Origin of the sequence: Maribacter sp. PR66 (assembly GCF_028464205.1) — a bacterium.
Classification (GTDB): domain Bacteria; phylum Bacteroidota; class Bacteroidia; order Flavobacteriales; family Flavobacteriaceae; genus Maribacter; species Maribacter flavus.
The window spans coordinates 319454-331237 of sequence record NZ_JAQPCH010000002.1; the positions used below are offsets into that span (position 1 = coordinate 319454).

Annotated in this window: 11 protein-coding genes; 8 read left to right on the forward strand and 3 right to left on the reverse strand. The window is 43.6% G+C overall.

What is annotated here, in order from left to right; all coding sequences use genetic code 11:
- The first annotated feature begins 229 nt into the window (after nucleotides 1-229).
- Together PP181_RS06325 and PP181_RS06330 are read left to right on the forward strand one after the other, a co-directional pair.
- The gene (locus PP181_RS06325) at nucleotides 230-1990 is read left to right on the forward strand and encodes a PQQ-dependent sugar dehydrogenase (protein WP_272636401.1); all 1761 of its coding nucleotides are present in this window, start codon (nucleotides 230-232) and stop codon (nucleotides 1988-1990) included.
- 52 nt (nucleotides 1991-2042) lie between these two features.
- The gene (locus PP181_RS06330) at nucleotides 2043-2675 is read left to right on the forward strand and encodes a 7-carboxy-7-deazaguanine synthase QueE (RefSeq protein ID WP_272636402.1); all 633 of its coding nucleotides are present in this window, start codon (nucleotides 2043-2045) and stop codon (nucleotides 2673-2675) included.
- 9 nt (nucleotides 2676-2684) lie between these two features.
- On the opposite strand, the gene PP181_RS06335 is transcribed toward PP181_RS06330, so the two are convergent.
- Nucleotides 2685-3554 carry a hypothetical protein gene (locus PP181_RS06335; RefSeq protein ID WP_272636403.1) on the reverse strand — a complete coding sequence of 290 codons (870 nt, stop codon included), beginning with the start codon at nucleotides 3552-3554 and terminating at the stop codon, nucleotides 2685-2687.
- Nucleotides 3555-3599: 45 nt separating this feature from the next.
- Nucleotides 3600-4313 (reverse strand): class I SAM-dependent methyltransferase, encoded by a 714-nt coding sequence (locus PP181_RS06340; protein ID WP_272636404.1) that lies wholly within the window; start codon nucleotides 4311-4313, stop codon nucleotides 3600-3602.
- A gap of 73 nt (nucleotides 4314-4386) precedes the next feature.
- Between PP181_RS06340 and PP181_RS06345 the strand changes: the two genes are divergently transcribed.
- On the forward strand, nucleotides 4387-4881 hold the full coding sequence (locus PP181_RS06345) for a YkgJ family cysteine cluster protein (RefSeq protein WP_272636617.1): 495 nt from the start codon (nucleotides 4387-4389) through the stop codon (nucleotides 4879-4881).
- 41 nt (nucleotides 4882-4922) lie between these two features.
- Complete coding sequence (locus tag PP181_RS06350) at nucleotides 4923-5771, forward strand: sterol desaturase family protein (RefSeq protein WP_272636405.1); 849 nt, start codon at nucleotides 4923-4925, stop codon at nucleotides 5769-5771.
- A gap of 178 nt (nucleotides 5772-5949) precedes the next feature.
- Here the strand turns inward: PP181_RS06350 and PP181_RS06355 are convergent, their stop codons facing one another.
- Nucleotides 5950-7188: an exo-beta-N-acetylmuramidase NamZ family protein gene (locus tag PP181_RS06355; protein WP_272636618.1), complete on the reverse strand. Its 1239-nt coding sequence runs from the start codon at nucleotides 7186-7188 to the stop codon at nucleotides 5950-5952.
- A 3-nt stretch (nucleotides 7189-7191) separates the two neighbouring features.
- Between PP181_RS06355 and PP181_RS06360 the strand changes: the two genes are divergently transcribed.
- From PP181_RS06360 to PP181_RS06375, 4 genes are all read left to right on the forward strand, one after another.
- The gene (locus PP181_RS06360) at nucleotides 7192-8433 is read left to right on the forward strand and encodes an ABC transporter permease (RefSeq protein ID WP_272636406.1); all 1242 of its coding nucleotides are present in this window, start codon (nucleotides 7192-7194) and stop codon (nucleotides 8431-8433) included.
- Between the two features lie 419 nt (nucleotides 8434-8852).
- On the forward strand, nucleotides 8853-10148 hold the full coding sequence (locus PP181_RS06365; protein WP_272636407.1) for a M20/M25/M40 family metallo-hydrolase: 1296 nt from the start codon (nucleotides 8853-8855) through the stop codon (nucleotides 10146-10148).
- Between the two features lies 1 nt (nucleotide 10149).
- Entirely contained in the window at nucleotides 10150-10929 is a 780-nt protein-coding gene (locus PP181_RS06370) for an aldose epimerase family protein (protein WP_272636408.1), read from the forward strand.
- 15 nt (nucleotides 10930-10944) lie between these two features.
- Complete coding sequence (locus PP181_RS06375) at nucleotides 10945-11640, forward strand: hypothetical protein (protein WP_154916994.1); 696 nt, start codon at nucleotides 10945-10947, stop codon at nucleotides 11638-11640.
- The last annotated feature ends 144 nt before the right edge of the window (nucleotides 11641-11784 follow it).

The following is an 11784-nucleotide window of genomic DNA, read 5'->3' on the forward strand; positions in this document are numbered from 1 at the left end:
TTTTGCTAAAAATAGCGGATTTTTGAGCAAAAGAAAAAGGGAATGTATGCCTTGAGGCAAAAAGGTGCCACGGTCTCCATTTCTGTCCCTTGTTTTTGGGACGCAATGTGTATCTTAGGGCTTGGGAAGTGTGGCTTTCCTTACCACAGGATTTGTTCAATAGTACAATTTCGGGGAGGTTCAAGGGGGATTTTCCACGGATTACCGATACATCATTTAAATAGGGATAATGTCATTTTTTATACCAAAAGGCCATGTTTTAATGCTTTTGGGCCTTAGTTTCGCCTTTTTTTCGTGTAAAAGCAATGGTGAAAAGGATATTGCCAATACAGGAGACCAAGGGAGCACCTACCGTCAGGATGAACTATCCGTACAGGAAGGCATGCAATTGTTCAATACACATTGTGCCAGTTGTCATGATTTTAATGCAAATAACATAGGACCAAGTTTGGCCGGTGTAACCGGAGAGGTAGATAAGGCCTGGCTTATCGATTTTATAAAAAATCCCAAACATAAAATAGAGGCCGGTGACGTAAGGGGTGTACGACTTTATGAAACCTATGGTACGTATATGCCGGGTTTTGAGCATTTTTCCCAGGATGATTTTGAAGCCCTATTAGGTTTTGTACATAAGTATTCCGAGGCGGAAAAAAAGAGTAAAAGAAAAAGGTCCGGTGCCATTACGGATCCCATTCCTGAAAAAATAACCCATTCCAATCTCTTGCTGGTTTTGGAAGAGGTGCTTCAAGTACCCGCCAGTGCAGATCATCATCCTAAGGCCCGTATCAATAAATTTTTTGCCTTGCCCACACCTGAAGGGGAACGACAGTTTATTGCCGATTTGAACGGTACATTATTCGAGGCCAAGGAATCTACGGTCAGCAGCTATCTGGATATGGCCGGGGAACTGCCAAATTTCATCAATGTTCCCGGTTTTGGTACGGGTCTTGGCAGTTTTGATTTTCACCCCAATTTTGATGATAACGGACTGCTGTTTACAACCCATACCGAGCCGGCCCATACGCGAAAGGCAGATTTCCCACTGCCTGATAGCCTAAAGGTTGCATTACAATGGGTACTTACCGAATGGAAGGCAGAAGACCCCTTATCCTCAAAGTTCAAGGGAACAAAAAGGGAACTGCTACGGGTTGATATGATAGGTAGCGCGCACGGATTTCAAGAGGTTTCCTTCAATCCCATGGCAAAAAAGGAGGATGCAGATTATGGACACCTATACCTCGGTGTTGGTGATGGTGGTGCTATTTATGCCGATCAACCTCAATTAGTAGGCCAAAAGGATCAGATATGGGGATCGGTAATCCGAATTGACCCTTTGGGAAGTAACAGTGATAATGGTCAATACGGAATTCCTTCGGATAATCCCTTTGTTGGGAATGGAGAAGGTATTCCGGAAATATGGGCTTATGGTTTCAGAAACCCCCATCGGATTTCGTGGGATGGCAAGGATCCGCGTCGCATGTATGTTTCCAATATAGGCAGGCATAGTATAGAAGAAGTGAACCTTGTGGAAAAAGGACGTCATTATGGTTGGCCTAACAGGGAAGGTACCTTTTTATTTGATTCCAGTGCCAATACGGAGGTCGTATATCCGCTGCCCAAAGATGACGAGGGCTATGACTATCCCATCATACAATATGACCACGATGAGGGCAATGCGGTTTCAGGAGGCTTTGTTTATCACGGTACGTTGGAAAGGCTCGAGGGCAAGTACCTTTTTGGCGATATTCCAAGGGGCACCCTTTTTATTGCAGATGTAGATAATGTCACCAACGGCCATCAGGCAAACATCCAAAAAATGGAATTTCTATTTAACGGGGAGACCACCACCTTTGATGCCTTGTTGGGTGGTGCCCGTGTAGATCTTAGATGGGGTATGGACAGTACGGGCGAACTCTATCTTTTTACCAAATATGACGGCAAGGTTTATAAGGTAGTAAATTGTATCGCCAAAGATGCTCCTTCGACCTAAAATTGCTTCCCTAGGGGAAAACTATGCCCAAGTCTTTTCCTATCTTTGCCAGATGCAAGAAAATAATGTTTTGGAGTTGGTGGACAAAGGTTTTTACCTTCCCTTAATGGAGGAATTCTACACGATTCAGGGCGAAGGATTTCACAAGGGTACAGCTGCCTATTTCATTAGGGTCGGTGGATGTGATGTTGGATGCCATTGGTGTGATGTGAAGGAGAGTTGGAACGCTGAGACACATCCGCCTACGGATATAGAACACATAGTCGAAAATGCGGCAAAATACTCGGATACCATTGTGGTCACGGGGGGTGAGCCCTTGACGTGGGATATGGGACCTTTGACGGAAAAGTTGAAAGCCCGAAACCTGAAAACCCATATCGAAACTTCGGGGGCATATACACTGACGGGAACTTGGGATTGGATCTGCTTATCGCCCAAAAAGAACAAATTACCTGAGGGGCGGATTTACGATGAAGCCCATGAACTCAAAGTGATCGTTTACAACAAGCACGATCTGATTTTTGCCGAAGAACAGGCCTCCCAAACGAACAAGGAATGTATCCTTTATCTTCAGCCAGAGTGGAGTGTACGGGAGAAGGTGACCCCACTGATCGTTGAGTACGTTATGAAAAACCCCAAATGGAAGGTTTCCTTACAGACCCATAAGTATTTGAATATTCCTTAGACAAAGAAACTATCTGGCCCCATTGCCTTGGATATCTTCAATACAAGCGGCATCCAAACCCGGAATTTCAACAGATCTGCCCGTTTTTGAGGGCTGCAAAAGGCTCATCACGGTAGTACCCGATAATACACATGCCGGATTGAGATTCGCAGCATAGGTACTATTTTTAGGCTCTAAAATAGATTTTCCCGAAAGCGTAAATTGCAGTTCCGCGCGCATTAGGCATCCATCCACATTGCAGTGGTTTTCCGCAGCGGTATCCTCATGGTCGGACAAAGCCGGGGTGCCCAAATCGACCAGACCAAAAAGATGCCCGAATTCATGGTTCAGGGTAGCCGCCTCTACATCGGCATTGCTTACCAAGATACTTTGGGCCGCCAATCGCCGGATGGTGGCCTCATGAATGATCATCGAAGTATTTCTGTACACAGCACCCAGAGTAACCAAACCCTCCTCCGGCTCGTCATCCTCCGCAGGAGCATCGGAAAAATAAATATAGACAGCCAAAGTAGAGCCATTATTGTAAGCGGTCCTGTTCTCACTTTCTAAATCTGCGATTTCCTGAAGGGTAAGATTTTCCTCATTAGGAGATTCCAATTCTTGGTATATAAATTCAATGTCCTCTTTGAAGGTGTGTAGCCTTAAAAATTTCGTAAAGTCCGAAATAGCCGTAGCCGACGGCCTAAGCCCGGAAACATAGGCAATCTCTATTTGAAGTTTATCGTATGTGTCATTGGAGAGTATATCATTGGCGGAATCCCCCGTACCCTTTAAATTTAAGGTTTTGTCGATACGTACATCCGGTTCGGTAGTGTCCTTTGAACAGGAACCCAATAGGATAATAAGAACCAAAAGGGACACTATTTTAAACTTTTTCATAATCAACTTTTTCAATAGCACAACGTTAAATATACTACAGAAGTATCACAAAAAGGTCAAACGGGCCAAATAGTCGTCGCTCTCGCCTTGTTTTACCATTTCGCAATTCAAACCGTTAAACGTAGCCGCTCTTTTTAAGGTATTAAAATCTACGTACAACCAATCAAAAGGTTCACTTTCCTCGTTTTTATAGCGCATCGTAAAAGTCACCTCCCCGTAATAGTCCACATGCTGCGGAATCCAGTAGCCTCCATCTTCTTCGTCTGATTCGTACATATATAAAATATCGCTGGAATCCAATAAAACCTGTCCATTGGGCTGGAGCAACCGCTTCATCTGGTTCAAATACGTATCTAGGTTTTTTAGTTTTCCGGTAATCCCGATGCCGTTCATCAATAGCAGAAGCGTATCGTATTTTTGTCCGTCCAAACGTAGAAAATCGGTATGTATGGTTTTCAATAACCCTCGCTGTTTACAAACGGATATCGCCCCGACGGATGCGTCCAGACCGGTTACTTCAAATCCTTTGCCCTGCAAATAGAGGCTATGGTTACCGGCCCCGCAGCCTACATCCAGTACGGTACCTTTGCAATGCCCCAAGGCAACTTGTTCCAAAATGGGCATTTGTTTAAAATTTCTGAACATGTAAGGAAGTGGTAATTGGTCCTCCTCGTCCAAGGAAGAATAAGTGATGATATCTTCCGTATATTCCAGATTATGGTAATCCAAAAGGGCCTTGCCCAAAATATCCTTTGACAATTTTCTAAATTTTGTCCAACAAAAGTCCCCTTTTAAAAAGTACTTACCTAGTTTTGGAGCGAAAATTTGGATGATGGACAAGGTACTGAAACAACTTCCGCAATGGGCTTCCGATAAAAAGACTGAGAACAAAAAGTTCTTTGCCAAATTGAAGAAGAAACCGCCCAAGAATTTGGATTATCTGATGCAGGAATTGCACACGGCCGAATTTGAACGGACAGACTGCCTAACCTGCGCCAATTGCTGCAAAACCACGGGTCCGTTATTTACCAATGCCGATATTGAACGAATTTCCAAGTATTTTAGACTGAAGCCCCAGCAATTTATCGATGCTTATCTACGCATCGATGAGGAAAACGATTATGTGCTGCAAGAAGTTCCCTGTAATTTTTTGGATGCCGATAATTACTGCACCATCTACGACGTTCGACCCAAGGCCTGTCGCGAATTTCCCCACACCGACCGGAAAAAGTTCCAACAGATAAGCCACCTCACTTTAAAGAATGTAGCCATTTGTCCTGCAGCCTTCAATATTGTAGAGGAAATGAAGAAGCGGATTTCCCTATAATCTAGTTTAAAGAAACTGCTTGATTTCTTATATTTAATGCTATGGAACAATTAATTCAATACTTTGAAACGATTCCTTCGGCGCATCGTTCCTTGATTCTGGTAGGAGGTATTACCTTTTTTTGGGTTTTGGAAGGTATTGTTCCGTTATTCACGGTACGCTATAAAAAATGGAAACATGCCGTTCCTAATTTCTTCTTTACCCTAACGACCATCGTCATTAATTTTTTCTTGGCTTTTTTATTGTTGAAAACATCAGACTGGACCGTAGGCAATGATTTTGGCATACTTAATTGGCTTCCGGCCATGCCCTTGTGGTTGTATGTACTGCTTGGGGTGATGCTGTTGGATTTGATAGGGGCGTATATGGCCCATTGGGTGGAGCATAAGGTAAAACCTTTGTGGATGGTCCACTTGGTGCACCATTCCGATCACCACGTGGATACGACCACGGCGAATAGACACCATCCGTTGGAATCTTTTGTACGTTATCTATTTACGCTACTTGGAGTGCTTTTGGTAGGGGCGCCAATTGGCATCATCATGTTATATCAAAGCTTGTCGGTCGTATTGTCCCAATTCAACCACGCCAATATCAAACTACCTACAAAATTGGATAAATTTTTAAGTTATCTGATTGTCTCTCCGGATATGCACAAGGTGCACCATCACTATGTATTACCTTATACAGACAGTAATTACGGAAACATTTTTGCCATTTGGGACCGATTGTTCGGCACCTATATGTATTTGGATAGGGAATCGATCGTGTACGGTGTGGATACCTTCCCAGATGAAAGAGAGAATTCCAGTATATCTGGATTGCTAAAACAGCCTTTTCATAAATACCGTAGGCCTACTACGGTTGGGGAATCCAAGTCTGCGGTATAACAAACCCTTGTATTTTATTCTGAGTTGAGCTCTTTCACTTTTTGACATTCTAAGTGGAGCGAAGCACAACGAAGAATCTGTTACATGTTCGGTACAATTAACTAAAACCGCAATCTCTTCGAGGATTCGTTGCTACAATAGATACTTCACTACGTTATATATGACAAAGAAACCAATACTATTCGTACATCAAATACTTGGCTCGTATTTTCTTGAATTTCTCCAATTTCGGCTGCCAGGAAGCCTTTATTTCCCTTTCTGTAAGCCCTGACTCAATTTGTTTTTGAAGTTCCCGGGTGCCGGCGTGCTTTGTAAATCCATCGGTCAAAAAGAACTTACTTTTATCTAGGGTGTTTTTATAGGCATCCAAAATCCATTGCAAGGACACTTCGTTCATTCGCGGGGTATTGGAGAGGTCCTTTCCATAACATTTCTTTCCTTCTTCCTTGGGATATTTGCTTCCAAAATTGGGTTTCGGAACATAGGTAAAGCTATAGGCCGTTGAATCCAAAAAGGAAGCCCCGTACCGCTGAAACTGAAATTCCGTACCGCGACCTGCATTGACATTGGTGCCTTCAAAAAGACCCAAACTGGGATATAGATTTATGGAAACATCGTTCGGTAAATTGGGGGAGGGACGTATTGGGATTTGGTAAATTCGTTCGTGTGTCCAGTTTTCCAAGGGAATAACGGTTAGGTCACATTTCCTGCCTCCTTCCAACCAACTTTCTTCATTGATCATGTTGGCGTATTCGCCAATGCTCATGCCATACACTAAGGGAATTTCGTTCATGCCCAAGAATCCTGTGTGTTCCTTTTTCATGGTGGGGCCATCCACATAATGGGCGTTCGGGTTAGGTCGGTCCAAAACCAAAACGGGAATATTACTATGGGCACAGGCTTCCATGATCAATTGTAGGGTGGCGATATACGTGTAAAACCGGGTACCCACATCCTGTATGTCGAACACAACCACATCCAATCCTGCCAGTTGTTCCGCAGAAGGTTTTCTGTTTTTTCCATAGAGTGAAACGATGGGAAGCCCCGTTTCCTCATCCGTACTACTGTCGACTTTTTCACCGGCATCGGCCTTACCTCGAAAACCGTGCTCCGGTGAAAAGACCTTTTTTATGTCGACATTTAATTTTAACAAGGAATCCACCAAGTGGGTGTATCCGTTTTCGTTAAATATCACCGAGGTCTGGTTTGCCACAACGCCCACAGATTTCCCTGCCAACAGCGGAAGATATGCATCGGTTTTATTGGCCGCTACAACTATGGGTTCGGGTTCCTCAAGCAGCGTCTCCTCGGCCGAAACCTGAGAACTGTCCGCATCTTTTTTGCCCGAGTTTCCACAGGAGATGCAAATCAAAAAAGATAAAAAAAGGGTATTTTTGAATCGGTATAAAAACAACATCATTTGAACTTAGAATATTTTATTGCCAAACGGCTTATTACGGGCAAGGAACATAAAGTTAGTATTTCCGCGCCAATAATAAAAATAGCGATAGCCGCCGTAGCCATTGGTGTTGTCATGATGTTGATTGCCATCGCTACGGGAGAAGGGTTAAAATATAAAATTCGGGAAAAGGTTACCGCTTTTAACGGACATATCCAGATTTCCAACTATGACAATAATCGGTCCGAAGTATCGGTTTCACCCGTATCCATGCAACAGAATTTCTACCCTAGGTTTACAGATGTTGACGGAATTGCCCATGTACAGGCCGTGGCCACCAAGGGAGGGATTATCCGTACGGAGGACACTTTTGAGGGCATCCTAGCCAAGGGTGTGGGGGCGGATTACTACTGGACGCCCATCCACGATTTTTTGGTGGCCGGAACCTTGCCGAATTATACGGGCGAACTCAACTCAGATGTCCTTATTTCCGAGATAACCGCTAACCGTTTGAAGTTGGGGGTGGGGGATTCCTTTTTTACCTTTTTCCTGCGGGACGACGATACCAATAAAATGCCCAACCAACGTAAGTTCAACATTGTGGGCATCTATGACAGTGGCTTTGAGGAGATTGACGACAAGTATATTTTTATCGACATTAGGCACATCCAACAGATGAACAAATGGGCCGATGATGAGGTGGGCAATTTTGAGGTTTTACTGGACAATTTTGACGATATTGATGCCAAGAGCAATGAAATTTTTGGAAAGACCGTCTCCACCTTGGATACAAAATCAATACGGGATAAATATTATAAAATATTCGAGTGGATCGGCCTGTTCGATTTTAATACCGCCCTGATCATTGGCATCATGATCATTGTTGGGGGCATCAATATGATTACAGCCCTTCTGGTGCTTATTTTGGAACGTACGCCCATGATCGGAATCCTAAAGGCCCTGGGCACGACCAATTGGAGCATACGAAAAGTGTTTTTGTACAATGCGGCCTATCTAATCAGCATCGGACTGTTTTGGGGAAATTTGATCGGCTTGGGCTTTATTTGGCTCCAGGGACAATACCGTTTGTTCAAGTTTCCCAATCCGGAGGAATATTACATTGAGTACATTCCCGTGCACATCAACTGGATTACGGTGTTGCTGCTCAATTTCGGGGTGCTCTTCCTATGCCTGTTTATGTTGTTGATTCCCTCATACATCATCACCAAGATTACGCCCGTAAAGGCTATTCGCTTTGAGTAATTTTTGCTAGACCTGTCAGGTTTTGGATACCTGACAGGTATGAATTCGTCATTCCATTTATGTTCGCCGCCAAAGGGTTTAATACCCTTAGGATAGCCCTCCTGAACACTTGTCTGGCAGGCTTCGAAGATAAAAACTAGATTGCAACGAATGCCCTCGAAGACTTGCCCAGAGAGCGCTTACTTTTAATCTAAATAATTCCTCGACGGCTTCGCCTCGAAGTTTCCGATTATACCTCCCCTTGGGGGAGGTCGGAATTGCCTTTTCACAATTCCGGGTGGGGCAAATATAAAATTTCGGTTCCCGATGGTAATGAGGATGAAACTGGCGGAATACCCCTATGGCTTGTCTTGGGGATAGTCTGTTCCAAGAAATTTTTTATTATCTGATTTAGGTATATTTGAATCAAACCAAACGTTATGATTCGAAAAATCCTATTCGTCCTTCTCTTGTTCCCGATTTTCCAAAATGTAGCGGGACAAAAGTTATCCCGCACCGAAAAAAAGATCATCAAAAGTATCGAGGCCAATAACTCCAATGCCATCGGCTTTTTGGAAAAGGTGGTGAACATCAACAGCGGCACCTTGAATCTGGAAGGGGTGAAGAAAGTGGGTGCCGAATTCAACTCGGCTTTTGGCGACATCGGTTTTGAAACGAATTGGATTCCCATGCCCGCGGAAATGAACCGAGCGGGGCATTTGTTCGCCGAGACCAAAGGTTCCAAGGGTAAAAAGTTACTGTTGATCGGACATCTGGATACCGTTTTTGAGGAGGACAGCCCTTTTCAGACTTTTACCATGGTGAACGACAGTACGGCGCAGGCCCCGGGTGGCAATGATATGAAAGGTGGCAATGTCATCATTCTGTATGCCTTAAAAGCCTTGCAAGAAAATAATTTGTTGGGCGATGCCCAGATTATTGTGGCCCTAACGGGCGATGAGGAAAGTGCCGGGGATCCTTTGGAGATAAGTAGGAAGGACTTGATTGATGCCGCCAAAAGAAGCGATATTGCCTTGGGATTTGAAACATCGACCGGGTTTAACTACGCTACCGTAGCGCGCCGTGGCTCATCTGGATGGAAAGTGGAAGTGGAAGGGAAGCGTGCCCATTCCTCGGGTATCTTTAGTGAAAATACGGGTGCGGGGGCCATATTTGAAATATCGAGAATTCTTCATGGTTTTTATACCGATGTAAAAGGGGAGGAACTTTTGACCTTCAACCCCGGGACCTTGTTGGGAGGTACCTTTGTGACCTTCGATGACATGACAAGCAAAGGCACCGTTTTTGGAAAAACAAACGTGGTCGCCCAAAGGGCCGAGGTACGGGGTGGGCTGAGGTTTATTTCCGAGGAGCAAAAAGAACGTACCCGGGAGAAAATGAGGGCGATCGTTGCGGAAAACCTTCCAAAAACGTCGGCGACGATTTCCTTTTCCGATATGTACCCGGCCATGGCGCCGACCGAAGGGAACCATGCCCTCTTGCAAAAATTGAATCAAGTCAGCCTCGATTTAAATCAGGGCGAGGTAGTCGCTTATGATCCCGGAAGAAGAGGTGCTGCGGATACCTCCTTTGTGGCGGAATATTTGGATTGCCTCGACGGATTGGGCACTATGGGCACGGGTGCCCACACACCCCAGGAAACCGTGAATTTGAACACCATTGAAGCGTTGACCAAAAGAACCGCAATTTTGATTTACCGATTGATAAACGAATAATATGACGATACTTACCTTACCTAAACAACAAGTACGGATCGACCAAGGCGAACTGGTAGGCTATCTTGTGGATGGCCACGAATTGATACATCAAAAAGGGAATCCAGGTTGGCGAAATTCCGATACCGAGATGTTTCCCATTATTGGACCCACAAACGAGGCCGATTTCAAAGTGAAAACCCCCAGGGGTGAGGCCTTTCAAGACCAGCATGGACTGCTCCGGGAACTGGAATACGAACTTTTGGAATCCACCGAAACAAAAGCGGTTTTTGAAAAGCGCTATCAAGCGAATACACCCATAAAAAATTCCAAATACCCAGGGAAGTCGGCCGCACCGGAACTTTTTTGGCCCTACGATTTCAACTTCAAAAAAGCATACCATTTGAAAGAAGATGGTCTGGAAATCTGTTTTGAAATCGAAGGGGAAGACGGCATGCCCTTTATGTTGGGATACCACCCGGCCTTCAACCTTGCAACGGAGCATCCAATTATCAAAACCCATGAAAAGGAGATTTCCATCCCGGAAGTTATGGCGGTGGGGAGCAGGGCCCTTCAGGTACCCAAGGAATCCTCGATCATACTCAATGACCAATTGGAACTGACCATAAAAACCGAAGGTTTTGAACACTTTATGCTGTGGACGGAAGTCCCCAATATGGTCTGTATAGAACCCATCACTTTTTACCCCTATGCCGTGGAGCAAGCTAATTTGGATACCGGGTTTTCGTATCTTGAGGGAGGGACGGTCAAGCGTTTTAAGGTCTTTATATATCCTATTTAGGTAACATTAAAACCAATGAGAAATCTAATTCCAATACTAATTTTATTTTTTTCCTCAAGTTGCGCAACAAAGAAAAATTATTTGACCGACCTTGAAAAAATTGGACTATTAGGAAATGTAAAATATTTGAAATTTATCCATCAGTCCAACCAAGAAAATGAATTTGATGATTCAGATGAAGAAGTTGCAATTATTGATAATGAATACTTTTTCAATAAAAGTGGAATGATTGCGGAACAAAGAGAATACAGCTCCAATGAATTAAGCCAAACGATTCTCTTTTCGTATGACAAAAACAATTTATTAATCTCAAAAGGGTATTATGATGGTGAAAAAAAGCTTACAATGAGGTCAATATTTGAAAACAAACTGAACAATGAAAGGAAACTTTATAGACAAACGGAATATAGGGCATGGGAAAAGTCTTTGTCCGATACTACGAATGTGCGTTACAATATCTTTCCTTATGAAATCATTGAGTATTTATACGAGGGCAACGGTAAACTAAGTAAACAAAACTATTATCAATCGAATACTTCGTTTAAAATTGCTCTTGAATACCAGGAAAAAAGAATATTTAAAGAAACCATCATCAGCTTATCTGATGAGAGTATATGGGGTTCGACTCAATATAACTGTTTAAAATTCGACCAAAATCAAAATTGTATTGAATACAAGGACACAAAAGTTAAAATTGAATATTATAAATAAGGATACCTAAACCCCCTCCGCTGGCGCAAGCATCCGTGCTTGTGCCTTTCCACGTACCTCGCCCTTTCAGGGCTTACTATGTATATGTGTTATTCGGTGGGACTGCTTCTCTAACTTTGGTCTTACCTAATTTTGCCACGTGGG

Bases quoted from the DNA above. Each gene is read 5' to 3' on its own strand.
- PP181_RS06375 (WP_154916994.1), top strand. From the start codon at position 10,945: ATGAGAAATCTAATTCCAATACTAATTTTATTTTTTTCCTCAAGTTGC.
- PP181_RS06350 (WP_272636405.1), top strand. From the start codon at position 4,923: ATGGAACAATTAATTCAATACTTTGAAACGATTCCTTCGGCGCATCGT.
- PP181_RS06335 (WP_272636403.1), bottom strand. From the start codon at position 3,554: ATGAAAAAGTTTAAAATAGTGTCCCTTTTGGTTCTTATTATCCTATTG.
- PP181_RS06355 (WP_272636618.1), bottom strand. From the start codon at position 7,188: ATGTTGTTTTTATACCGATTCAAAAATACCCTTTTTTTATCTTTTTTG.
- PP181_RS06345 (WP_272636617.1), top strand. From the start codon at position 4,387: ATGGACAAGGTACTGAAACAACTTCCGCAATGGGCTTCCGATAAAAAG.
- PP181_RS06365 (WP_272636407.1), top strand. From the start codon at position 8,853: ATGATTCGAAAAATCCTATTCGTCCTTCTCTTGTTCCCGATTTTCCAA.
- PP181_RS06325 (WP_272636401.1), top strand. From the start codon at position 230: ATGTCATTTTTTATACCAAAAGGCCATGTTTTAATGCTTTTGGGCCTT.
- PP181_RS06330 (WP_272636402.1), top strand. From the start codon at position 2,043: ATGCAAGAAAATAATGTTTTGGAGTTGGTGGACAAAGGTTTTTACCTT.
- PP181_RS06370 (WP_272636408.1), top strand. From the start codon at position 10,150: ATGACGATACTTACCTTACCTAAACAACAAGTACGGATCGACCAAGGC.